This is a genomic window from Caulobacter sp. NIBR2454 (assembly GCF_027474405.1).
GTDB lineage: Bacteria > Pseudomonadota > Alphaproteobacteria > Caulobacterales > Caulobacteraceae > Caulobacter.
Map to the genome: position 1 here is coordinate 3263851 of NZ_CP114871.1, position 23908 is coordinate 3287758.

23 protein-coding genes are annotated in these 23908 nt (G+C 64.8%); 7 read left to right on the forward strand and 16 right to left on the reverse strand.

What is annotated here, in order from left to right:
* Positions 1 to 89: 89 nt before the first annotated feature.
* Positions 90 to 278, forward strand: coding sequence for a hypothetical protein (locus O5K31_RS15935; RefSeq protein WP_269714731.1), 189 nt, complete (start codon positions 90 to 92; stop codon positions 276 to 278).
* On the opposite strand, the gene O5K31_RS15940 is transcribed toward O5K31_RS15935, so the two are convergent.
* The 6 genes from O5K31_RS15940 to O5K31_RS15965 all read right to left on the reverse strand — a co-directional run bounded on the left by O5K31_RS15940 (position 275) and on the right by O5K31_RS15965 (position 4818).
* Positions 275 to 706, reverse strand: coding sequence for a hypothetical protein (locus O5K31_RS15940; protein ID WP_269714732.1), 432 nt, complete (start codon positions 704 to 706; stop codon positions 275 to 277). The genes O5K31_RS15935 and O5K31_RS15940 overlap by 4 nt on opposite strands.
* Positions 707 to 810: 104 nt before the next feature.
* Positions 811 to 1743: a hypothetical protein gene (locus tag O5K31_RS15945; protein ID WP_269714733.1), complete on the reverse strand. Its 933-nt coding sequence runs from the start codon at positions 1741 to 1743 to the stop codon at positions 811 to 813.
* 76 nt (positions 1744 to 1819) lie between these two features.
* A complete protein-coding gene (locus tag O5K31_RS15950; RefSeq protein WP_269714734.1) occupies positions 1820 to 3247 on the reverse strand; it encodes a methyl-accepting chemotaxis protein in 1428 nt (475 codons plus the stop codon).
* A 153-nt stretch (positions 3248 to 3400) separates the two neighbouring features.
* Complete coding sequence (locus O5K31_RS15955; protein WP_269714735.1) at positions 3401 to 4291, reverse strand: oxygenase MpaB family protein; 891 nt, start codon at positions 4289 to 4291, stop codon at positions 3401 to 3403.
* A gap of 38 nt (positions 4292 to 4329) precedes the next feature.
* Entirely contained in the window at positions 4330 to 4575 is a 246-nt protein-coding gene (locus tag O5K31_RS15960; protein ID WP_269714736.1) for a hypothetical protein, read from the reverse strand.
* Positions 4576 to 4632: 57 nt separating this feature from the next.
* Positions 4633 to 4818, reverse strand: coding sequence for a hypothetical protein (locus O5K31_RS15965; protein ID WP_269714737.1), 186 nt, complete (start codon positions 4816 to 4818; stop codon positions 4633 to 4635).
* Between the two features lie 138 nt (positions 4819 to 4956).
* Here O5K31_RS15965 and O5K31_RS15970 point away from each other — a divergent pair, with 138 nt between their 5' ends.
* Complete coding sequence (locus O5K31_RS15970) at positions 4957 to 5319, forward strand: response regulator (protein WP_269714738.1); 363 nt, start codon at positions 4957 to 4959, stop codon at positions 5317 to 5319.
* A gap of 63 nt (positions 5320 to 5382) precedes the next feature.
* Here O5K31_RS15970 and O5K31_RS15975 read toward each other — a convergent pair whose 3' ends face one another.
* The 5 genes from O5K31_RS15975 to O5K31_RS15995 all read right to left on the reverse strand — a co-directional run bounded on the left by O5K31_RS15975 (position 5383) and on the right by O5K31_RS15995 (position 14477).
* Positions 5383 to 6573, reverse strand: coding sequence for a M24 family metallopeptidase (locus O5K31_RS15975; RefSeq protein WP_269714739.1), 1191 nt, complete (start codon positions 6571 to 6573; stop codon positions 5383 to 5385).
* Positions 6574 to 6601: 28 nt separating this feature from the next.
* Positions 6602 to 8038 carry a M20/M25/M40 family metallo-hydrolase gene (locus O5K31_RS15980; protein WP_269714740.1) on the reverse strand — a complete coding sequence of 479 codons (1437 nt, stop codon included), beginning with the start codon at positions 8036 to 8038 and terminating at the stop codon, positions 6602 to 6604.
* A 94-nt stretch (positions 8039 to 8132) separates the two neighbouring features.
* A complete protein-coding gene (locus O5K31_RS15985) occupies positions 8133 to 11186 on the reverse strand; it encodes a TonB-dependent receptor plug domain-containing protein (RefSeq protein ID WP_269714741.1) in 3054 nt (1017 codons plus the stop codon).
* 138 nt (positions 11187 to 11324) lie between these two features.
* A complete protein-coding gene (locus O5K31_RS15990) occupies positions 11325 to 13064 on the reverse strand; it encodes a hypothetical protein (RefSeq protein WP_269714742.1) in 1740 nt (579 codons plus the stop codon).
* 15 nt (positions 13065 to 13079) lie between these two features.
* Entirely contained in the window at positions 13080 to 14477 is a 1398-nt protein-coding gene (locus tag O5K31_RS15995; protein ID WP_269714743.1) for a M24 family metallopeptidase, read from the reverse strand.
* A gap of 427 nt (positions 14478 to 14904) precedes the next feature.
* Here O5K31_RS15995 and O5K31_RS16000 point away from each other — a divergent pair, with 427 nt between their 5' ends.
* From O5K31_RS16000 to O5K31_RS16020, 5 genes are all read left to right on the forward strand, one after another.
* Positions 14905 to 15276 (forward strand): MarR family winged helix-turn-helix transcriptional regulator, encoded by a 372-nt coding sequence (locus tag O5K31_RS16000; RefSeq protein WP_269717078.1) that lies wholly within the window; start codon positions 14905 to 14907, stop codon positions 15274 to 15276.
* Between the two features lie 132 nt (positions 15277 to 15408).
* Positions 15409 to 15900, forward strand: coding sequence for a DUF3830 family protein (locus O5K31_RS16005; RefSeq protein ID WP_269714744.1), 492 nt, complete (start codon positions 15409 to 15411; stop codon positions 15898 to 15900).
* The gene (locus tag O5K31_RS16010) at positions 15897 to 17183 is read left to right on the forward strand and encodes an NAD(P)/FAD-dependent oxidoreductase (protein ID WP_269714745.1); all 1287 of its coding nucleotides are present in this window, start codon (positions 15897 to 15899) and stop codon (positions 17181 to 17183) included. The genes O5K31_RS16005 and O5K31_RS16010 overlap by 4 nt, the downstream gene beginning before the upstream one ends.
* A gap of 27 nt (positions 17184 to 17210) precedes the next feature.
* Positions 17211 to 18110, forward strand: coding sequence for a bile acid:sodium symporter family protein (locus tag O5K31_RS16015; protein ID WP_269714746.1), 900 nt, complete (start codon positions 17211 to 17213; stop codon positions 18108 to 18110).
* Between the two features lie 16 nt (positions 18111 to 18126).
* Positions 18127 to 19839: a hypothetical protein gene (locus O5K31_RS16020; RefSeq protein ID WP_269714747.1), complete on the forward strand. Its 1713-nt coding sequence runs from the start codon at positions 18127 to 18129 to the stop codon at positions 19837 to 19839.
* A gap of 54 nt (positions 19840 to 19893) precedes the next feature.
* On the opposite strand, the gene O5K31_RS16025 is transcribed toward O5K31_RS16020, so the two are convergent.
* The 5 genes from O5K31_RS16025 to O5K31_RS16045 form a co-directional block, all read right to left on the reverse strand.
* The gene (locus tag O5K31_RS16025; protein ID WP_269714748.1) at positions 19894 to 20145 is read right to left on the reverse strand and encodes a hypothetical protein; all 252 of its coding nucleotides are present in this window, start codon (positions 20143 to 20145) and stop codon (positions 19894 to 19896) included.
* A 77-nt stretch (positions 20146 to 20222) separates the two neighbouring features.
* Positions 20223 to 20345: a hypothetical protein gene (locus tag O5K31_RS16030; RefSeq protein ID WP_269714749.1), complete on the reverse strand. Its 123-nt coding sequence runs from the start codon at positions 20343 to 20345 to the stop codon at positions 20223 to 20225.
* Between the two features lie 70 nt (positions 20346 to 20415).
* The gene (locus O5K31_RS16035; RefSeq protein WP_269714750.1) at positions 20416 to 22302 is read right to left on the reverse strand and encodes a hybrid sensor histidine kinase/response regulator; all 1887 of its coding nucleotides are present in this window, start codon (positions 22300 to 22302) and stop codon (positions 20416 to 20418) included.
* A gap of 199 nt (positions 22303 to 22501) precedes the next feature.
* A complete protein-coding gene (locus tag O5K31_RS16040) occupies positions 22502 to 22978 on the reverse strand; it encodes an FKBP-type peptidyl-prolyl cis-trans isomerase (protein WP_269714751.1) in 477 nt (158 codons plus the stop codon).
* Between the two features lie 96 nt (positions 22979 to 23074).
* Positions 23075 to 23827 (reverse strand): FadR/GntR family transcriptional regulator, encoded by a 753-nt coding sequence (locus O5K31_RS16045; protein ID WP_269714752.1) that lies wholly within the window; start codon positions 23825 to 23827, stop codon positions 23075 to 23077.
* Positions 23828 to 23908: the final 81 nt, after the last annotated feature.

A 23908-nucleotide genomic window follows, 5' to 3' on the forward strand; every position in this document is an offset into this window, starting at 1 on the left:
GGCCAACGACGGTCGGAGCGGTCTTTGCGTCCCGGCGAGGCGTTCCGCCGCAGGGACCAACGTGGTTAAGCTTGCTACATCGCTCGGCGATGTTTCAGCGGGCGCCATTCGTCCTGATCTTACTCGCACTCGCCAGCCTGGCCTTGATGGGCGGCGGCGGACTTCTGGTCGCCAAGGGTGAGGAAATCTGGATGATCGCCGCTGGCGTGGCGACGATCATTGTCGGCCTGATCGCCGGGGTCGTGGCGGTGTTGGGCGCTACTGAAAATATAGTCTAACGCCAGGCCAGACCCTGGCTTTTCAAAGCCGTCGTTCGGGTCAAGTGGCCGACATCGGCGCCTTCAACCTTGCACGACGCGACCACGCCTTCATCGGCGCGGCGCATCGCCAGACACGTCACGTTGCGCGCAAAGCTGGCGGCCAGCAGATCTCCGCGCGTATGGGCCCTTTGATGCCTAGGAAGGCGCACCAGAACCCACTCAGAAGGGTCCATCCCTTGCGCCACGCACAGGGTTTGGGCGTCAATGACCTGAAGCACGGGGCCTGAAAAGGCTTGGCCGATGACCGGCGCCTTCGCCAGGCACGGCGCGACGATCGCCTCGCGCGGCTCGGTGATCGAAACTGCGGGTTTGGCGGCGTCGATGGCGCTCACGGCCTGAACCGGAGACAGGGCAGCAACACTCGCAGCGAGAAGCAGACCGATCATCGCCCTCTCCCTTAAGGTTCCGATGCGGACTCAACCCTCAAATGATCGGTTTGATCCCGTGTGCGATACAGAAAGGCTAGGTCGGGCTCGTAGCTCGCCCCGCCTTAGGCGACATCCCACGCTGACAGAACGCCTAGACGGTACAAACGGGCGAGAAGACGACGCAGGTCGATCCGGTTGGCGGCGGCGAGACGGGAAATCTCGGGCACGGCCCACGGCGGGGCCACGGCGACAAAGCCACCTTCCACCCGGCGGCAAAAACCCAGGTCTTCCAAAGTCCTCACATGCCGGCGGACGGTTTCACGTGACAACGGCAGGCGCCCCGCCACCACCGCCATTCGCACGGGCCGGCCAACCGCGCCGTGCTCAATGGCCCAGGTCTCAAGCCCAGCGCCGTCCATCTCTTCAATGTTATCGAGGACCAGTTGCATGAAGACCAAGGTCGTCAGGACGTTCTGCGTTAGCCCAACCAGAGCGGGGCAAACCCGCAGCATGTATTCGGAGACGGCCCGGTTGGCGGCTCGGACCAAGGGTTCGGCAGAACTATCGCGAACCTCCGTCAAGAGCTCGATCGCACCAAGGCCGCGCAGCGTTACGTACAGCGCCTGGGTACGTTCAAATCGCGCTTGCTGGATCGCCATGTATGCGTCCGACGTGACCGCGCTGCGCGGCACGATAAGGCCGCCCGGAACCGCAACGCAGGCGCCGTGGCGAACCAGATCGACAAAACGACGGCGCACCGTCTCGAAGGGCAGGCCGAGCGATTGGGCGACCGCGTTGATGCTGACGGGGCGGCGAAGCTCATCCGGAGCAGAGGCTTCGGCGCCGCCATAGATGACGCCCAAATCTGGATCACGGTCCACCGGGGCCATATTGGCGTCGAGCGCGGCGGTGAAGACGATGGTTTCGATCAGATCACCGTCACCGCGACTGATCAAAACGATGTCGCGGACATATCGCAGGCAAGCGACCGCGACCTCTAGATCAAGCCTGGCGACGTCGTTTTCGACCGCCTGTTGCGGCAAAATGCCAAGCATGGCGCACAATAGCGGTCAGGGTCTGACCTTGGCAAACGCCAGCCGAAATACCGCCTTGACCGCCAGTGCGATCACCCTATCCCACGAGGACCCTCAAACGGCTGCGGGCGTCGGCGACCGGATTGAACGCAGCATCGTCAGGACGCCCTCCGGTCTGGAATTGACTGACCAGGCGCGCCAGTTCCCGTGACTCGGTGGTCAGGTTGGCGGCGGCGGCTGTCGCCTCCTCAACCATGGCGGCGTTCTGCTGGGTCACCTGATCCATCTGGTTGACCGCACTGTTGACCTGACCAAGGCCCGTCGCCTGTTCATGCGCGGAACGAGCGATTTCCGACAGAAGGCTGTCGATCTCGGCGACCTTGCCGATAATGCCCGACAGGGCCGCGCCGGTTTCGCCGACAAGCTTGACCCCATGTTCGACCTGATCGGTCGAGGTGTTGATCAGCGCCTTGATCTCTTTGGCCGCCTCGGCCGAGCGCTGCGCAAGGGCGCGTACTTCGGAGGCGACGACGGCGAATCCCTTGCCAGCTTCGCCCGCCCGCGCCGCTTCGACGCCCGCGTTCAGGGCGAGCAGATTGGTCTGGAAGGCGATCTCGTCGATGACGCCGATGATCTGCGCGATCTCACGCGAGGAGTTTTCGATCTGACCCATGGCCTCCACCGCCTGGCGCACCACAGCGCCGGAGCGTTCCCCATCGGCCCGCGCATCAGTAGCCTTGGATGAGGCCATGCGCGCCCCTTCGGCGCTGCGGGTGACTGTGGCCGCGATCTCGTCCAGGGCGGCGGCCGTCTCCTCCAGAGAAGCGGCCTGCTGCTCGGTGCGGCGCGACAGGTCATCGGACGCGCGGGATATTTCGTCGGCCCCACTGCGTAGCGCGCCCGTGGCGTCGGAAATGGCGGCGAGTGTCTCACGCACGCTTTGCACCGCGCCGTTATAGTCGTCCTTGAGCTTCTGATAGGCGTCGCCAACATCGGCGTCGACCGTGGCGGTCAGGTCGCGATCAGCCAGTCGGCGCAGGCTGGCCGCCAGCACGTCGACCACCTCCGATTGTTCACGCTCGGCGCGCTGGCGCTCAGCTTCGCTACGAGCGAAGGCCTGCTCGGCTTCAGTGATATCGACCGCCAGCTTGATGACCTTGTAGGGCCGCCCCTCGTCATCCAGCACAGGGTTGTAGGAAGCCTGCAGCCAGATCTCGCGACCGCCCTTAGCAAAGCGGCGAAACTTACTGGCGACGAAGGCGCCGCGGTTCAATTCGCGCCAGAAGTCCGCGTATTCGGCGCCGGCCGCTTCGACCCGATCGACGAACATGCTGTGGTGGCGGCCCTCGATCTCGCCGAGGCTGTAGCCCATGGCGGCGGAGAAGTTCTCGTTGGCGGTGATGATCGTGCCGTCGAGATTGAACTCGATCACCGCTTGCGACCGGCTGATGGCCGCCATGGTGCCGGCGAGATCCTTATCCGCCTTGGTATCGACGCTCGCGCCGAACCCTTTGAAGAACTTCATTGTTCCACCCCGTCCATCACGGTTCGCCGCGGCGGCCCCACGTCGCCAACCAGCGTTCCGCGATTGCAACTATAGGATGTGCGACGGATGGTTACGCGGTGGTTAACCGCTGTTATGTCGGGATTTCGACATCATTTCGACAGGCTTCACGCCTTAAAGTTGCATCGCTGGCGCGCTCAAGATTTCGGCCGCACGCCGCCTAGCGCGCGCTTCGGTGCCATTGGGCAATGCCCAACGAAGGGCCGTTCCCATGCCCTGGACCCCCAATCGAATTGCGGGACCACGGGCAGGGGCGGCGCGGAAGCCATGCATCTGCGCCGCCCAAGATGGGAGCAGGTCTTGCGCCGCCCGAAAAACCAGGCGGGAAGCAGCCGCGGCGGCTGGGCTGGACAACGGAGGGTTCAAAAGCGCGGCGGCGACTTCGACAGTCCGCGCGTCGCATCGCAGCTGAGGCTGCACTGCGGCGAAATAGGCCTGGACCTGTGCGCGGCTGCGCGGAACGCTGACGGCGCCTAGCCGCTCGGCGATCACGGCCACTTCATCGAAATAGCGGTCCTGGTCCGCCGGCGAGAAGGTCGGATCTCGATGGCGCACAAAGGCGCGCAGGAAACTGCTCACTTCGGCCACATGCACCCAGGTCAAAAGATCCGGATCATTGGCGCTATAGGCCGTACCGTCCGCAAGCAGGCCAGACACCCGATCATGGATGGACCGGACGCGATCGATCAGGCTGGTGGCCTTGAGAGTCGAGCCATAGGTGGTGCCGGAGATGAATTGGGCGGTGCGTCGCAGACGCCCTGTCATGTCCTGGCGAAAGTTGGAGTGGTCCCACACGCCCGCCAAAGCGCCGGGATGCAACATCTGCAGCAGTAGGGCCGAGACACCGCCGACCATCATGCTGGTGAAATCGCCGTGCACGCGCCAGCACGCTGCATCGGGGCCAAACAGGCCGACGTCATCACCGGGATCGGGCGCTTCGGCGGCTGGCCCTGGGCCCATCAGTTGGCGCACCTGGGCTTGGATAGCGAGGCGAAGGTCGGGCATCAGCAGGTCTTCGGCAGTTTGTGCGGACAATCTTGTGGCTAGCAGCCTGGCCAATCAATCGCCGGCCTGACGCTGGCGCGGCTGCGGCTTCGAACCTTGAGCAGGAACTGAACCCAGGCGTTCACGACAAAGCCGACGAGGACCGCCGCGCCCAAGATCAAAGGACCGGTCAATCCGTCCAGAAGCGTGAACCATATCAAGCCCCCGATGACCGCCGCCAAAACGACGGCGCTTTGAAAGCTGAGAAGGGTGACGCCCTGGTAGGGATGGGTGGGCTGTTGCATGGGGATGGAACGGCCCGCTGAGATTTAAGGTCCTGCTCCTCGCGGATTTGCGTGCGATCAATCGTCCAGATGACGACGCTCTCGGCCCATCCAAGTCGGCCCCTCGCGCTCAATGATATCGGCGTCACGGTCATGCTCGCGGGCCATGACTTCCAGAACCCCGCGGGCAGGTCCCACAGGCATTGTGGAGGCGCGCTGACGGGAATGTTCGGCGCTCGCGCGCAGCTCGGCGGCTTCGTTCATGCCCACGAAAGCCCGGGCGGGGCTGATGGTTCCGCGCAGCCTCCCACGATATCGCGACAATCGGCGGCAATCGCTAGTCTTTACATAATGTTAAGATAAAACTTCGGAACGTCGCTGGTGCTCGCGCGCTAGAGCTCCATGCAGAATGCGGCCCCCCTTATCCTGATTGTCGAAGATGACCTGCTTGTACGCATGGTCGCGGCCGCCGCGCTCGAAGACGCAGGCTACTCAGTCCTGGAGGCCGATTGCGCCCTGGAGGCGCTTGAGGTCCTAGCTGGCCGAAGCGGTGTGTCTGTGTTGTTCACCGACATCAACATGCCAGGCATGAACGGTCTGCAGCTGGCGCGCGTCGCCAGCGAGCGACACCCTGGACTGATGGTGCTCCTGACGTCCGGCTACGAGCAGCCGTCCGCTGAGGATATCCCTCCGCGCGGTCGGTTCCTGCCAAAGCCATACCTGCCCGAGCAGATGACGGCGGTGGTTTCGGCGCTCGCCGCCTGATCCCGTCGGTACGTCGCGACATCGTAAGATCGACGCGCCCCGCCCCTAGCCGTTCTGACCCGGCTAGAAGAAGGGCGCGTCTATCGACCGGGGCGGGGTGGAGAAAAAGCGCGGTCCGCCTTCGGTCAAATACATGCAGTCTTCGATGCGCATCCCAAATACGCCGCGGTGATAGAGGCCAGGCTCGTTGGAAAAGCACATTCCCGGCGCGAGGCGCGTGGCCTCGCCGCGGACGAGGTTGATCGGCTCGTGGACATCCAGACCGATGCCGTGGCCGGTCCGGTGAGTAAGCCCTGGCGCGGCGAGGCCATCGGTATAGCCCAGCCCCGCATAGTAACGCCGCACCGCGTCATCGACTGACCCGGCGGGCGCGCCGATCCGAGCCGCTTCGAAGGCGACCATCTGCCCCTCGCGCACGTGGTTCCAGACCTTGCGCTGCAGCGCAGTGGGCTCTCCAAACACCATGGTGCGCGAGATATCGGCGTAGTAGCCATCCAGCGTGCAGCCAAAGTCCATCAAGATGACGGAGCCGGTCCGGACAGGCTCTGGAGCGCCGCCGTGTGGAAAGCTGCTGGCCACGCCGACGAGCGTATGGCCGGAAACTCGCTGCGCGCCTCCCTGGCGAAGGGCGGTCGTCATCAGGGCGGTGATGTCCGCTGGCGCCATGCCTGCCGCGATACGTGCGCCGACCTGACGGTATGCGGCGACGGTGATGTCGGCCGCCCGCTGCATGATCGCGATCTCCGCCGGCGATTTGATCATCCGGCAACCATCGACGATGGCCGAGCCGGCCGTCAGGTGGACGCCGGCCCGGGCGAGGGGCTCGCTGATCAGAAACCGGACCGCGACGTCGGCGCCAATCGAACGCTTGGTCATGCCCAACTCGCGCGTCCAGTCGGCGAGCAGCTTGAAGGGATTTTCGTGCTCTTCCCAGGTTCGCACCTGAGCGGGGACCTGCAGCAGATGCCGCAGTCGATCCGCTTCAAAGGCCGGAGTGATCATGCAGGCCTCGCCGTCGGCCGGCAGCAGCAGCACGGTCGGGCGCTCGCTGAGCCACCAATCGACTCCGCAAAAGTAGACCATGGTCGAGCCCGGCTCAACGAGCAGTCCAGACAGACCCGCAGCTCGCATGAGCGACTGCGCCTTGGCTATCCTGGCCATGCGTTCATCGCGACTGATGGGAGCTGGGCTAGCTGATTGGCTCAACGCAGCGGGCGCCACCGCGGCGCCGGCGGTGAAGGCCGCGGCCTGCATCAGCCGGCGCCGGACGGGATCTTGCGGACTATCGCCCATCGCTCGCAATCTCCTTGAGCAGAACGTCCCAATAGGTCAGCTCCTTGTCGAAGGCGGCGAGCGGAATCCGCTCGTTGGAGCCGTGGGCGCGCAGGTCATCAGGAAACACCAGGCCCAAGCTGCCGGCGCCATAGGTCGGCACGCCGGCACGGCGATACTCGCGTCCCTCGGTGCCGCCCGAAGACAGGCTGGGCGCCAGGACCGCGCCCTTGTAGTTGGCGTTCACGGCCTTTTGCAGGGCCGCCAAGATGTCGGGGCGAACTGGAGAAATGGGACTTTCGACAGCCTCGCCGACCAGCTTGATGCTGACCTTGTCACCCACGGCCGCCTGGATCTTCGACTGTACCGCGGCGGCCGGCGTGCCGGGCAGAATGCGGCAGTTGACGGTGGCCACGGCGCTCGAGGGCAATGCGTTAGGCGCGTTGCCGGCTCGCAGCATGGTCGCCACGCAGGTGGTCCAAAGGATGTTGGTGTAGTTGGGGTGGCGCTTGGCCTCCGCGATAGCCGCCGCGTCGGTCGGGTCGATCAACAGCCGGTTAAGAGCCGCGCCCAGGGCGTCGCCTTCGTCCTTGGCCATCTTGATCACCATGGCGCGGGTGATCTCGTTCAACTCCACAGGGAAGGGCATCGCCTGCACGGCCTTGAGCGCGTCGGCCAAGTCGTAGATGGCGTTGTCGGGTCGCGGCGCGGAGCTGTGCCCGCCGGGGTTGGCGGTGGCCAACTCAAAGGTAGCGGTCGTCTTCTCGGCCGCCTGCATGGTGAAGGCCACCGGTTTGCCGTCCTTGGTCACCGTACCACCGCCGGCATCGGCGTTGAGGGCGTATTCGACGTTCTTCATCAGGGGATGGGCGATCACCTTGCGGGTCGACAGCATCCCGGTCTCCTCGTCCCCCGAGAAGGCGAGCAGCAGGTCGCGGTCAGGCGCCCAGCCGGCGGCCTTGAGCCGCGCGAACGTAGTCACCAGGACGGCGACGGCGAACTTATTGTCGGTGGAGCCGCGACCGTAGAGGTAGCCGTCCTTCTCCACGGGCTTGTAGGGGTCGGTGGTCCAGCTTTCAGGGACCACATCGACCACATCCATGTGCGCCAGAAGCGCCACCGGGCGCTTGGGTCCGGGCGCGGCGGCGCGATAGCGCACAATCAGACCCTCTGTACGCTCACCGTCGATATCGATGGGTACGCGAACGATGTCTTCCGCCGAAAAACCGGCGCCGCGCAGGCGCGCGCTCAGCACATCGACCAGTTTGGGCACCTGTCCACGGCCCTTGGCGGTGGGGATGGTGATCAACTCGGAAAGCAAAGCGCGAGCGGCCTGGCGATCAGCGTCGTTTGGCGCAGGCGCGGCCAGGGCCTGCCCGGCGAAGGCCATTGCGATCGCCGCCGTCACGGCGGCCAGGACGGGGCGAGCTTTGGACGGGCTGATCATGGATGGCCTTGCATCAAAAGGGGACCTTGCGGACCTTTTTGAAAAGGTCCGCAAGGCGGAGCCGGCGACCGCGAGGTACGGCCGCCGAACCTGCTTAGAACGCTACGGTGATGGCGCCGAACAGATAGCGCCCCGTCGCGTCGTAGAACTGCGGGTAGGTATTGCCGTTGCCGCCGTCCTCGATCGCCGCGGTGGTGGTCAGCGGCGGATCCTTGTCGAACAGGTTGTTGACGCCGACCCGCAGCGACACGCCGTCACGCACGTCGTAGGCGGCCGACAGGTCGAAATAGCTGCGGGCGCCAAGCTCTTCATTGAGCTGGGCGAAGCTGCCCGACAGAGCCGGCTGGCTGCTGGTCTGGGCGATCTTCACCGACGAAACGTAGCGCCAGGTGGCGTTGACCTCGACGTTCCACGGCGACTTCCAGCTGGCCAGCAGCTTGTGGCGCCATTCCGGACGCGGACGTCCGCACAGGCCCGCATAGAGACCCGAGCACTCATAGACGTCGGCTTCCGGCGAGTTGGGCAGGGGCTGGGTCTCGTACTTGTCGAGCCAGGTGCCGACCATGTTGAGGTTCACCGAACCCATGGTCTCCATGCCCAGGTTCGCCAGGTCCAGGCGGTAGTCGATCGACAGGTCGACGCCGCTGGTCTTGAGCGAACCGGTGTTGAGGTTGAAGCGACGGAAGTAGCCTTCGTCGGTCAGCCACAGCGTGCCGCCCGGACCGCGATTGATCAGGCCGCAGAAGTACGGGTCGCCATTGGCCAGGCAGTTGGACATGGCCAGGCCAGGGTTCACCGAGCCGATGAGGTCCGAGACCTTGATGTTGAAGTAATCGACCGAAACGGTCAGGCCCGGAATGAAGCCGGGCTGAGCGACCAGGCCCAGCGAGTAGGTGTCGGCGGTTTCGGGATTGAGGTCCGCATTGCCGCCGATCAGCGAGTTGAACTGGCCCGCCGGGTTGTCGATGATCCGGCCATACTGCGCGGCGCTGACGCCGGTGCGCTGGCACTGCTCGAGGGTGGCGAAGGGCGTGGCGCCCGCGCAGGGGTCGTAGAGGCCGTTGGCCAGTTCGGTCAGCTCGGCTTCGAAGAGCGTCTGCGAGGAGAACAGCTCCACCACGTTGGGCGCGCGAACGGCCCGTTGATAGCTGCCGCGCAGGCGTAGTTCGCGCATGGGCGACCAGTTCAGGCCGGCCTTGAAGGCGTCGGTCTTGAAGCCGGTGTTGTAGTCCGAATAGCGGTAGGCGCCTTCGAACGACAGCAGGCGGATGCCCGGACGATCCTCGATCAGGGGGGCGTTGATTTCGGCGAACAGTTCCTTGGCCGAGGTCGTGCCGTTGACGGGATACTCGGGGCTGACGGCGTTGCGGTAGGCTTCGTCCGGCACCAGGTCGAGGGTGTTCTTGCGGTATTCCGCGCCGAACGCGACGCCCACGCCGTTGGTGGCCATCGGGCTGGTGAAGCCGTATTGGCCGAGATCGCCGCTCACCGAGAAGACGATGTCGGTCAAGCTGGTGTCGCCGGTGATGCCCTTGGATTCAGCGATGTAGTCGATGGCCGCGCTGCTGGCGTTGGCGCCGAAGTAATCGAGCGGCGCGCAGTTGGCGTCATCGTTGCCGCTGTTGGCGTCGGCGTTGATGGCGCAGACCACCCGGCCGTTGGTGGCCGATCCCGTGCGACGGTCAACGACCGCGTTCAGGGCGTTGGCGACCCGACGCTGGTTGGCGTCGCCGGCGAAGCGGCTGCGATAGCTGACATTGGCGTAGGAGCCGAAGAGATCGTAGCTGAACGCCTCGTTGATCTGGCCGCGAACGCCGCCCACCAGACGGAAGGTGGTGTGACGGATGTCGTCCTGACGCGTGCCGCCCTCGACGTTGCGGCGCGAGACCACGATGCCGTTGGCGACCCCTTGCGGGCCCAGATAGGCGCCCGACGCGTCATAGTTGCCGGCCGTGGAAAGGCCGGCGGCGGTGCAGAGGAAGCTGGCCTGCTGAGCGCTGAGCAGCGGGTTGTCGCAGTTGACGCCGCCGGCGCTGCCGTTGATGCCGCCCGAGACGGTGCCCGGCGCGATCTGGGCCGTCGAACGGTCGTCCATGAAGCCCACTTCGAAGTAGGGCTCGAACATGTCGTTCAGCTTGTAGTGGCCGATGGCGCCGAGTGTGTAGCGCTGATCAGGGCGCTGGTAATAGTTGAAGGGCGCGAAGTTGAAGGTCTGGGTGCCAGCCGCGAACGACCCATTGTTCGACCGAAATGAGGTCGGCACGCCGGTCAGGCCCGCGGTGTTGGAGAAGTTGGCTGGGCTGTTGAAGCCGGACCCGCTGCACGAATACTGGCTGCCATTGGGTCCGGTCGTGCCGAGCGCGCAGGCGCTGTAGTCGAAGTCCTTCTGCAGGATAGCGTCGACCTTGCGGTAGGTGGCGTAGGCCGTGATGTTGCCCTCGCCGTCGCCGCTGTTGGCGCCCATGATCACAGAGTAGTCCTGGGTGAAGCCGTTCCAGACGCTGCTGTCGGGCTTCAGATAGCCGCCTGGGACGCGGGCGTTGTTGACGTCCAGCAGGTCACGCAGGCCGTCGCGATTGTTGTTGTGCTGGAAGGTGCTGAAATTGGCGCCCAGCTTGATGCCCTCGAAGTTGTCGAGAAGGGTGAAGTTCACCACCCCGGCGATGGCGTCCGAACCATAGACGGCCGAGGCGCCGCCGGTCAGCACTTCGACGTTCTTGATCAGGGCGGCGGGCACCTGGTTCAGGTCCGAAGGGGTCGATTTGGGCGAGCCGTAGGGCAGGCGCCGGCCGTTGACGAGCACCAAGGTGCGCGACGGAGTCAGGCCGCGAAGGTCGACCTGGGCGGTGCCGGTGGCTTCGTTCGAGGCCGCCGCACCTTGAGCTGCGAACACCTGCGGCAGGGCGTTGACGAGGTCTTCGGTGCGGGTCGTGCCACGCTGAGCGAATTCCTCGCCGCCGATCTGCACGATGGGGCTGACGCTCTCGACGTTGGCCGAGCGGATGCGCGTACCGGTGATGACGATTTCTTCGACGGTCGCCGCGTCGTCCTGGGCCAGGGCGACGTCTGCTGCGGCCAGACCGCCGAACAGACTGGTGGCCAAAAGCGCGACTCTCAATGACGCGCCGGGTCGGTAGGTATGAGCCATTTTATCCCCCTAGGATTTGGCTGCGCCGGCGGCAGGGCCGGCCTTGGTGTGGAGCAAGGTTCGGGCGTCGACCGCTCCAGGGGTGGAGCGGCCTTGGCCTTAAAGTCGTCTTCGAAGTCCGGTCGGCGGTGAGCCGGCCTAGTATCGCCAGCTGGTCAGATCGGCCCCTTTAGGCGCGGTCTGTTCGATGCGCTTGAGGATCTTGGGCAGGTAGAAGGTGTTGTAGCGAAGGCGCGAGATGGCGATGGGGTTGGCCTGGTCGCCGTTCCAGCAGTGCTCGGCGCGATCGCCGTAGGTGACCTCGCCGCCATAGGGAGGATCGGTCTTCTTGAGGAAGTCCTCCATCAGATAGACGGCGTTGTTGAGGTAGAAGTTATCCATGTCGCCGACGTGGATGTTGATCTTGCCCGCTAGCTTGGGCCCCAGCGTCTTCCAGTCGCGCTCGAGGATGTGGCGAAGGTCGTAGTTCTCGCGCCAGTAAGCCGCGACCTTGGGATCGATCACGCCGGTGCGCTTGTCCCAGATCCGCTGCGGATAGCCATCCTCACCCATGGGCGAGAAGACCGCCTCCCACACGTCCCACTGGGCGCCGGAGCGGGTCTTGTCGCCCATGACGAGCTCCCAACGGTTCTCCATCTCCATCGTGTAGGGGACGTGACCCAGGTAGTCGCGCTTGCCCGGACGGGCCACGCGGGTGAACGGCCCCTCGCGCCAGTAGGCGTTCTTGTCCTCATATATGTTGGTGACCATCAGCTGCCGGAAGTCGATCGGGTCAGGACAGGCCGCGAAAGCGCCGTTGTAGTCGTCGGGATATTTGACCTGGACGCCCAGGGCCTCCCAGCCGCCGGTCGAGCCGCCATAGAGGAACCTCGCCCAGCCCTGGCCCAGCCCGCGGAACTTCTTCTCCAGCGCCGGGATGAACTCATAGGTGATGGCGTCGCCATAGGGGCCGATATTGGCCGAGTTCACCGCATAGCTGTCGTCATAATAGGGATTGGAGTGATCGATCTCGACGATCAGCATCCGCGGATGATTGTCCGATATCCACTGCTTGTAGAAGGCGTAGGCCTCCTCCTGCTCGGTCCTGTTGTAGCAGGGCAGGTTGAAGCGCTCGGAGGGCTCGCACTTGAGGTTCGGGTCCGGCGGCGTGGTGCGGAATCCCCCAAAATCGTCGGGGAAGTGGCCGTGGAAGATGGCCAGCGGATACCGGGCCTCCGGATGCTTGTCGAAGTCCTTGGGGACCAGGACGTGGCCGCGGATGAAGACGTCACGGCCCCAGAACTTGGACAGCTTTTCGCTGCGCAGTTTGAAGTGACGGACGAACTCGGTGTCCTTGGGCTCGGCGATCGGCGGATTGACGCGATCCAGGGTGATGGCGATCTCGCCGGCCCTGGCCGGATCAAAGTCGATCAGCTTGGGCGTGCTGGTCAGGTTGCCTGGCTCCTTGCGCCAGTTCTGACCCGCCCCCCGCGCGGCCGGCAGCTTCACCGTCTTGCCGTTCTCCAGCCTGTAAGTGTCGTACTTGTGCAAAACCGCCTGCACATAATAGCGACCCGCCGGGACCGACTTCAGATCCTCCGCCGGAAAGCCCAGCACGCCAGAACCGACCGCGACCGCACCGCCGGCCTTGAGGCCGTCGACATTGATCCCGAACATCTGGGCGCCGAAATAGTCGGGGCGGGTCTGGTCCTTGGGCTCGGTCTTGCCGTCCGGCGTCAGGATGACCATCACGCGCCCGTCATAGGCCTTGTCGGGCGCGGAGGTCGGAACCTCGACCTTGAATTGCTCGGCGGCGGCCGGCTGGCCGAGGATGGAGAGGGCGACGAGCGCGGCCCCCAAAACCAGTTTCCTTGGCGTCGTCACGTCGAACCTCTTCATGTCATTGCCCCCCGATCACCGACCGCCGCCAATGAGCGTGATCTCGGTCTGGCGTCCGTCCAGGAACCGCACCTTCTCACCATCAAAGAAGGCGTTCTCCTCGGTGCGGAACTGCACTTCCTCGCCACCCCATTCGGGCACCTTGGCGTAGGCCGCCAGCTCGATGGACCAGGCGGTGTCGGCACGCACCTTCCACTCGCCCTTGTCGTCGCCGTTCTGATTGTCCCACATGCCGATCGAGGCGCCGGCCGCGTGGCCGTGATAGCCGAGCGGATGCGTGTAGATCGAAGGCTTGAGCCCCTGGGCGATGGACTTGGCGCGCGCCGCCTTGAGGATTTCGTTGCCGCTCAGGCCGACCTTGTAGGAGGACAGCAGCGCGTCCTGAACCTTGTTGGCCTGCGCCAGACCGGCGCGCAGGCCCGCCGGCGCCTGGGTCTCACCGTCCTTGAGAACGTAGGCCAGGTGTTGGGTGTCGGTATTGAGGCGCAGATAGGTGATGCCGAAATCGGTCCACAGCATGTCACCCTTCTGGATGACGGTATCGCCTTCCAGCATATCCTTGTGACCCTGGCGGATCACGGCGATGGACGGCTGGAACCAGGCGATAAGGCCCAGGCGCGCGAGGCGCTCGCGGTAGAACCACACCACATCGTCGGTGGTGGTCACCCCGGGCTTGATCACCTCGCTGGAGAAGGCTTCGGCGATGATCGAGTGGGCCAGGCGCAAGATGCCCGGATAGATCTTCATCTCGGCGGGCGTGCGGGTTTCAAGCCAACCCACAGAGAGCGCCTCGCCCGACACGATGCGCTCCTTGAACTTCGGATCGAGCGCCTTGGTCATCTCGCCGTACTGGCTGAGCGTCATGCCGTCGCCGAACGCCGTCAGGGCCGAGGTGTTGATGGCGATCTTGTTCGGGTCGCGCTTGGCGATCAGGTCGGCCAGGGCCTTCCACTGGTCAGGCTGCTGCTCGGGAACCCAGGCCGCTTTGAAAAGGCCGCCCAGACCATAGCGGCTGACCGTCAGGCGTTCGATCGGCTTACCTTCGCCGGGATCGTAGAACACCAGGATGGTGCGCCGCCGGGCATGCATGCTCTCGGCGTTGAGCATGGTGGCGATCACCGGCTCTTCAAAATATTCGCGGGCCACCAGCACCCACATGTCGATCTTCTGCTCGCGCATCAGGCGCGGCACGACCGTATCGAGACGTTCGGCCAAAAGCGCGTTCTGAACCTTGGCCCGATCGCGCATGGTCAGGATCGGCGGCATGGCGGGCTTGGCCTGCTCGACGTCGCTCATAGGCAGGATGGGCGGCTCAGCCGCCTGAACAGCCGCGAGCGGCGCCAAGGCCGCGGCGACGGCGGCGGCCCAGGCCGCCTTGATGTTGCGTGAACCGTTCCCGTTTGTCTTCGACATGCACATCCCCCGACGCGACGACGAGGCTCTCGTCGTTAATTTGCGTGAGAATGGTCGCATCTTTTTGGAAGTGTCAAGCGATCGTCACATCGGCGAGCGTGGCGCTTGCCTGCTGCCCGAACAACGTTCAAAAGAGGCGTCATACAGGTTGCAGCGGCCGCCTCAGACCCTCCGGTTCGGAGCACGCCCACCGCACCCACCGACAGTCAACCAAGGCGGCCGGGGGCGGGCGCTGAGGGCGGCGGGGCCGCCAGATCTGCTTGCCTCCACAGCGGCCGCCAGCGCGGATAGACGCTTATAGAGCTCGCCGCTTCAGGAGCGCCACGTGGCAAAATCCTCGATCTTTGACCCAAGCAGCAGTGCGTTTAGACTATCTACATCACCATTTTACCTAATAGCGCACGCTGATTTCATGTATCACGACGCCATGGAAAAGACCCTGGCTCGCCATGGGATTACAAAGTCGACCTACCGAATCCTGACTGTTCTTCGAGAATCGCAGCCCTGCAGCGTAACTTACTTAGCAGATACGGCCCTCATAAAGCGTACGACTGTGAGCCGAATCGTTGAGAAGATGACTCAGATGGATCTAGTCACCACCACGCAGGGGGGCGAGGACGGACGCGTCACCGAGGTGCGGATGACCGATCAGGGCCGCGGCCTCCTCGACAGCCTCACCCCCATGATCGCCAAGTTGATCGAGCGCGCGACCGACGGCGTAAGCCACGCAGAATTGACCCGCCTGGTGGCGACCCTGCAGATCATGAGCGCAAACCTGACAAGATCGCCTCTCGAATAGGCGCCGCCGCCTTTGGCTGGCGATTTGCAGCCCCCCAGTTTATTCGACCAAATTCACGTGATAATGGTCGCACTTTCGCGGTGAGCCGGAGGGGGCGCACGTGTGGTCAAAATCGATCAGACCTGAGCGCTCATGACGCGGGCGGTCAGGATCAGCGAAGCCCGGTCGGGCCTGAGCGCGCGCTTTGAACTGCTGGATCAACTGGCGCCCCAATCTTGTGCGGCGCTCTGGGCGCTGGCCCAGGACGCCACGCCTCGCGAGGCGCTCCACGCCATGTGGACGGGCCCCGAGCTTTCATGTCCCCTGGCGGCGGGCGACCTCCCGGCGGCGATCGACGTAACGGCCCTGACGCTGGAGAACGCGGTGCGTCACCCCAACGCCGGCGAGCTTGTCCTCACCGTCTTCGATCCCGGCCCTATCGGCCCGGCGCGGCCCTTCGTCGACGGCGGATTGGACCTGGGCATATTCTATGGCGACGGGGGGCGGTTGCTGTTTCCTGTCGGCTGGATCGAGGGCTCGCTTTGCGCGCGCGTGTCTCCAGAAGACCTCGATGGCCTGGCGAGCGCGGCGCGTCTGATCCGCCGCCAAGGCGTATGCGAACTTCAGCTGGAACCCATCACTTGAACGGCGCTTCCCTTTGGCGCGCCCTCGATCAAGGCGCGGCCCATCGCCCTGCCCTGAGCGGGACCGAGGAGGCCGAAATCGCGATTGTCGGCGCTGGCGTGGCGGGCCTCAGCCTGGCCTGCGAACTGGCGGCGGCGGGGCGTTCAGTCTGCGTGATCGAGGCCGACGAGCCGGGCTCGGGCGCCCTGGGCGCCAGCGCCGGAATCGTCGCCCCCCAATTGGTCCGAACGACCCCCAACAAGGTGCTCGCCCGGCTGGGTCCTGAGGTCGGACCGGGCTGGCTCCGTCTCGTCGGCGAGAGCGGCAGCCACCTGTTCGATCTGATATCGGCCCTGAACATTGATTGCGACGCCCGCCCTCAGGGCTTCATCGCCCCGGCCCGCGGCGTTGACGCCGGCGCCCGCCTTGAAGCCATCGTTCAGGAATGGCGTCCCTTCCGGCGCGACCTGACCGCACTCGACGCCGCCGACACCGCGCAGATGACGGGCTGCCGCGGTTATGACGCGGCCATCCTTGACGCCAGCGGCGGCGGGGTTAACCCCCTGCGGCTGGCGGCGGGCCTGGCGGCTCGCAGTGTGGAAGCCGGCGCGCAGCTTTTCCATCACAGCCGGGTGGGCGACCTGGAGCGCGTAGGCGAGCGCTGGCGTCTGCATGCCGGCGCGGGAACACTCTGGGCCAAGCAGGTCGTGCTGTGCGCCAATGGCGGCAATCAGTCCCTTCATCCAGCGCTGGACAGCACCGTGCTGCCCATGCGCGTGCATGAATTGTCCACGTCGCCTGTTTCGCAGAACTTGCGCGCCTCGGTGCTCCCCGGCGGCCAGGCCCTGACCGATCTGGAGCCGGATATCTTCTCGATCCGCTTCGCCGAGGGCGGACGCATGATCACCTATTACCCGGTGTCAGGCGGCGCGACGCGGGCAGGCGTGGAGAAGGCGGTCAATCGACGCCTGTCCCAGATGCTCAACGCCTTCGAACCCATCCGCATCGAGCATCTTTGGGAAGGGGTCGCGTGGATGAACAGCAGCCTGCTTCCCCGCATTGTCGCCCTTGGTCCCGGGCTGTTGGCGATCCAGGCCTGCAACGGGCGGGGCATCGCCACCAACGCCATCGTCGGGCGTGAGATTTCGCGCATGCTGCTCAGCGACGGACGTTATCGACCGACGATAGCCTACGAGAGCCCTAACCCCATCGCCCGTGTGCCCTTTATGCGCCATGTGCCGGACATGATGCTGCGAATGGCGCGGGCGGTGAGACAAGCCCGAACCGGCTTGCTAGGCAGATGATCCTGATGGCCGAAGCGGGGAGCCCGCATGACGACCGGGATGCCGCTCGCCGATATGGCGGAAAGCCTTTTGCTGCCCGGTGCGCTTTCGGCGATCATGCTGTCCATCGGCCTGCAACTGAAGCCGTCGGCGTTCATCGGCATGGTGGTCGATCGTCGCCCCTTCCTTGTCGGGTTGGCGGGCCTGCTGATCCTTTCACCCCTGGCTGGAATCGCCATTGCAGCCAGCCTGTCGCCATCGCCGGAAGTGGCCGTGGGGCTGGTTCTGCTGGCGACCTGTCCCGTCGGCATACTCGCCACGGTGATGACCGATCTCTTCAAGGGCTCAGCGGCTCTGTCGATCGCCCTGACCGTGGTGATCAGCGGCGTCTACGTGCTGCTGGCCCCGCCGATCGCCCACTATGCGGTCGAGGTCGCCTTCGGTGTATCACGCACCATAGTCGTGCCCACGATGGAGCTGTTCGCCAAGGTGGCGCTGGTGACCATAGCGCCGGTGTCGCTTGGCCTGCTGGCGGCGCGTCTGGCCCCCACGACCAGCGCCCAGCTCGCCGGACCGATGAAGGCGATCGCATCCGCCATCCTCATTGCGGTTTTCGCCCTCGTGGTGGCCCGTCAGTGGAGCGCCATGACCGAAACGGTCTGGCGCATTGTAGCGCTGGTGATCCTGATCAATCTGGTCAACGCCGCACTGGCTCTGGCCATCGCGCGGATCGCTCGCCTGAAGGGACCGGACGTTTCGGCCATCGTGGCCTGTCATCTGGTTCGCCAGGAGGGCACGGCGATCTTTATCGCCGTCTCGGTGCTGGCCTCGCCCGAAATGGCGGTGCCCCTGATCGTCAATACATTCGTGGGCTTGGCGATCTGCGCCGCGCTCTTTGCTCCTTTGCGCGGTCTCCAGGGACCGCGCCTCAAGGGAGCGCGCCCCTAAGTTCAGGAGACCTTCCATGATCCGATGTCTAGCCATCGCAACAGCCGCCCTGGTCATGACGACCGGTGCGGCCCGGGCCGAGACGTTCCGGATCACGGCGCCGGCCAACGCGCCGCAAGGCGCCTATGACGGCCGCGTTCTGCTGATCATGACGGCCGACGGCTCTAAAGAGCCGCGCTTTCAGGTCGATCGCGATTTTCGATCCGCTCAGATCGCCGGCGTCGATGTCGAAGGCCTGCCACGCGGCGGGTCGGTCCAGATCGCGCTGGACACCGTCGGCTATCCCGCACGGAATTTAAACGCCGTCCCGGCGGGTCGCTATTATGTGCAGGCGGTTTTGCACAAGTACGACACTTACAGGCTGGAGAACGGCAAGACGGTGAAGCTGCCGGCCGCGCGGGGGGCGGGTCAGAACTGGCGCAAGGAGCCAGGCAACCTGACCAGCACGCCCAAGCTGATCGACTTTGATCCGGCCAGGGCCGGCGAGATCGCCATCACCCTGGATCGCGTCAATCCGCCGATCGCCGAGCCCAAGGACACCGAGTTCGTCCGTCACTTCAAACTGCGCAGCGAAAAGCTGTCCAAGTTCTGGGGCCGTGACGTCTTCATCCGCGGCCACGTCCTGGTCCCCAAGGACTTCGACAAGCATCCGGAGGCCCGGTATCCGCTGGCCATCTTCCACGGCCACTTCCCCGACGATTTTGGGGGATTCCGCACCACGCCGCCGGACCCGAACCTCAAGTGCGAGCCCTCCGAGCGCTTCAACCTGCCCTGCTACAACAGGACCGAGCAGGAGGAGGCCTACGCCTTCTACAAGCAGTGGATATCGGACAATCATCCGCGGATGCTGATCGTCGAGATCGATCACTCCAATCCCTATTATGACGACAGCTATGCGGTGAACTCGGCCAATATCGGCCCCTATGGCGACGCCATCACCTATGAGTTCATCCCGGCGCTGGAGAAGAAGTTCCGCGGGCTGGGCCAGGGCTGGGCGAGGTTCCTCTATGGCGGCTCGACCGGCGGCTGGGAGGCCCTGGGCGTCCAGGTCAAATATCCCGACGACTACAACGGCGCTTTCGCGGCCTGTCCTGACAGCGTTGATTTTCGCCAGTTCAAGGTGGTCGATATCTACAAAGACAAGAACGCCTTCTGGCGCGAAGGTCCGTTCACGCGGGTCGAGCGGCCGGTGGGCCGAAACTATCTGGGCCACGTGACCCATACCAACGAGATGGAGAACCGCTACGAGCGCGTTCTGGGCTCGAAGACCCGGTCGGGCGCGCAGTGGGACGCCTTCTTCGCCGTCTATTCGCCGCAGGGAGAGGACGGCTATCCCATTCCATTGTGGGACAAGACGACGGGTGTGATCGATCAGTCGGTGCTGGAATACTGGCGCGAGAACTACGACCTTCGCCACATCCTCGAGCGCGACTGGAAGACGCTGGGGCCCAAGCTAGCGGGCAAGATCAACATCCACGTCGGCGACATGGATAACTTCTACCTCAACAACGCCGTCTATCTGATGGAGGACTTCCTCAAGAAGACCGATCCTCCCTATGGCGGCGAGGTCACCTACGGCGATCGCGCCGAGCACTGCTGGAACGGCGACCAGGCCAACCCCATCGCCATCTCGCGCCTCCGCTACAACACCTTCTACCTGCCCAAGATCCTCAAGCGCATCGAACAGACCGCGCCCAAGGGGGCCGATCTGACCAGCTGGCGATATTAGAAAGCTCAATGAAGGACGGGCGGCCGCCGCCCGATCTCCATGACTGTTGGGCGATTACCCGTTGGCGGCGCGCGTCGTGGGCACGACGGCGACGTGATAGTCGCCGCCGGCCGACAGGACGATCCAGTCGCCCGGCGCGGCCACGGCGAGGCCGGAGGCCGTGGCGACCTCTACAAGTCCATGCATGCCTTTGGGACGGCCAGCGCAGCCGAGCCAGGCCAACAGACGGCTCCAGCCCAGGCCGTCAGCAGGTGCGGGCACGCGTAGCGCGGCTCCGTGGTCGAAGGTGGGACTGAACGCAGACATGTCGATCCGAACGGTGAAGTACGGGCGCAGTCTTGGGTGCGTTGGTGACCGGAGCCTTAACGCCCGGTTCCGTGCGCCTAGGTGGCGACGAGGATCACGCTGGCGGCGAACGCCACGAACAGCGACAGGGTGACCAGATCGGCCATGGCGTCAGAGACGATGGCGGGGTCGACTTTCAGGGTTCTGGCGATGGTCTGCATGATGAGCAACCCAACCACGCCAAACGGCTCACACGCTATTCACGGTTTCGACAGCGCTGCGTGTTCCTGATCACGTCGTCGCGAGAACCGAGGCGATCGCCTGGGTGAAGGCGGACGCCTTGACCGGCTTTGCGATCCATCCGTCGAAAGGCGGGCCACGACCGGTTCCGTCCCCCTCGGCTGAAAATCCCAAGATTGGCGTGGACCTGTTCGGACCAGGCTGTGATCGGATGGCGTCGAAGACCTCACGGCCCTGGAGGTCGGGCAGGCGCATATCGAGCAAGATGACATCGAAGGCTGTCCAGGCCGCCTCATCGACGCCGCTCTTGCCTGTGGCGGCGTCGACAACCTGCGCGCCGCAGGTCTCCAGAATCGTCCGCGCCAGTTCACGGTTGGCGGAGTTGTCGTCGATCACCAGAGCGCGCACCCGATCCAATCCATCAAGGCCCGCCTCGGCCGTGACCTCGCTCACCAGCGCCGTCGGCGCAGCCGGAACGCGCAGTGTGAAGATCGAACCCGCTTCCGGCGTGCTATGCACCGTCACCGAACCGCCCATGGCTTCAGCCAGACCTTTGCAGATGGCGAGGCCAAGGCCCGTTCCGCCATGACGGCGCGTCGATGAAGCGTCCACCTGCGAGAATCGCTGGAAGAGTCTGGCCTGCTGATCTGCGCTCATGCCCGGACCGGTGTCGGCGACCTCGATGCAAAGCAGTTCTGGGCCCGGCTCATAATCCAGAGTCACGGTCACGCGACCGCTGTCAGTGAACTTGACCGCATTTCCCACCAGGTTGAGCAGCATCTGGCGCAGGTGCTCAACATCGATGAGCAATTGGTCAGGCGCTGGCCCGCGAACGGCGACCTTGAGCTGCAGCCCCTTGGCCGTGGCTTGCGGCCAGAGCAGTGCGACGGTGTCACGCACCAAGGCTTCGGGCGAGGCAGGGCGACGATGGATTTTCGTTTCACCAGCTTCGAGCTTGGAGAAATCCAGAACATCGTTGACGAGGCCGAGCAGGACCTTGCCCCCATGGCCGATGCGATCGACCCAGTGGCGCGCTTGCGGACTTAAATCCTGACGATCGGCGAGCAGCGCGGAGAATCCGAGCACCGCCGTCAGGGGGGTGCGGATTTCATGGCTCATATTGGCGAGGAACTGCGACTTGGCGGCGGTCGCCTCTTCGGCGGCAAGGCGGGCCGCGGCCATGGCCTCGTTCTGCGCCACCCGCTCGGTGACGTCCCAGTTGCACCCGACCCGGGCGAAGGGATTGCCCGCCGCGTCACGCCTCAGTTGGCCAAAGGCGCGGATGACGCGGACCTCGCCGTCGGGCCGAATGATCCGAAACTGCGACTCCAGCGGGCCGCTGCTGTCAAAGGCGGCGTCCACCGCATTGACGAGGCGGTCTACGTCGTCTGGGTGCAGACAGCTCTTGAACACTTCCATGGCCGGAGCCGCGTCATTGGGCAGGCCATAAAGGGCGAACATACGCTCGTCCCATCGCAGTTCGCCACTGGCGAAGTCCCATTCCCAGACGCCGATCTGCCCGGCCTCGGCAGCCAAAAGCACGCGCTCGAGATCGCTGCGCTGCATCTGGGCCGCGGCCATCTTCGCCAGGAGCTTCAGCTGATCGAGCTGCTCGGTGGTGGGATGTGCGCGCGGCATAGGATCAACGACATGGAGCGCGCCGAGGGCTTGCCCGCCCGCGGCGACGAGCGGACAGCCGACGAACAATCCAGGCTCGTCGTCGTGGCGGTCTTCCGTTGCGATGACCAGCAGCTCGCCTTCGGCAAGGTCCATGACCTTAGCGGCCAGACCCCGGCTCGCCTCAGCCGAACCCGCCAGAACCACAGTCGCGCTCGGCGCGCCCAACAGAACGGCGGCCATCTCGGCGAGTCGATCCAACTCCAGCTTGGCCAGGCCATTGGCGATCGCCCGCGATATGTGGGGAAGCGGCGGTTTCACGGGGCGCTACATGCCTCAAGAGCAACTGTGCAGGAACACACAAAGCTCGAGGGTCGACGCCTATCCAGCCATCAGGCCAGTAGCCGCAGGGCGATCGCGAGCCGGCGAACCTTTAAAAGGGCGGCATCTGGCTAATCTACGCCAAGCGCCGGGCCAATGAGACAGTTCGTCTCCCTGCCGACCGCAGCCGCACATTAAGTCACTGCGCTTGCTGGGCGCCGCCGACGGAGACGAGGTGGATTTTGAAGAATAGCGTCGCCCCGCCGGGGATCTCGCCTTTGCCCGCCGCGCCATAGCCAAACTGCGAAGGGGCGAAGACCAGCCATTCGTCGCCTGGAACCATCAAGGGCACGATCACCTGCCAGGCGGTGATCAGCTTATCGAGGGGAAAGGTCGCCGGCTCGCCGCGAGCGTAGGAGGAATCGACGATGCGGCCGTCCGCCAGCTTGAGCTCGTAATTGACGGTGACGGTGTCGCGACGCGTGGGACGCACCCCGCCGGCCGGCCCAGACTTAAGCACTGTGTAGCTGAGGGCTGGCAGCACAACCGCCCCCTGCAACTGCGGAGCAGCGGTGGGCGCCTGTGCGGCCGCGGCGGCTTGAGCTAGGCCCGCGATGGAGAAGGTGGCCAGACCGAAAGCCGCCAGTGCGGCGATGGGGCGACGGATTTGGGACATGGGCTGGCTCGACGAGACGCATGAGGGGATCGCTACCTTCCATGCTTTGGAGCCACGGTCAAAGCCGCTCGGGGTGCGACCTGGAGCCAAGTCCTCCTAGATCACGGAGCGCTTGAGAACGTCGGCGCGCTTGGCCTCGATTTCCAGCCGCGCGCGATCGATCGCCTCCAACTCCGTTGCGAGCAACAAGTCCTCGATGACTCTGTCGAGATGAGAGCGCATGGCCTTGCGGGCGCCCGCCGAGTCCCGTCGTCGCAGGGCGGTGAGGATGACGTGATGGTCGTCGATGAGCGGCCGCGAGCCCGCCTGCCGCGCCCGGGCCAGCATGGTCGCGCAAAGAGGCGACTTGTAGCGCCAGTCCCACAGGGTCTCGACCATCAGGGTTATGGCGGCGTTGCGCGTGATGGCGGCGATCTTCACATGGAAGGCGCGGTCGGCCCGTTCGCCAGCGACGTCGCCGCGGTTCTCGGCGATCATCAGTTGCACGATCGCTTCCAGCTCATCGGCCTCGGCATCGGTGATGTTGACCGCCGCCAGGGCGCAGGCCTCGCCTTCAAAGATGCGCCGCGCCTCGGTCAGTTCGAAAGCGCCGATGTCGAGCTCCAGCACAGGTTCGGCGGAGGGCTGAACATCCAAGATCCACACGCCGGACCCGTGACGGGCCTCGACTACGCCACGGATTTCGAGCGCGATCATCGCCTCGCGAATGGTCGGGCGACTGACCTCAAGCCATTCGGCCAGATCACGCTCGGACGGGAGTCGACCACCGGCGCGATAGCGGCCTTCCGCGATCGCCTGAGTGATGCGCTCGGCCACTTGCTGATAGAGCTTCTGCGGCGTTGGGCTCATCTGGCGGAAACTCGTCCGCGCTTGGCCTGCGCTGCCTCGACCACGCTTATCGGCTTCCCGATCATTTTCGCTCCCGGCACT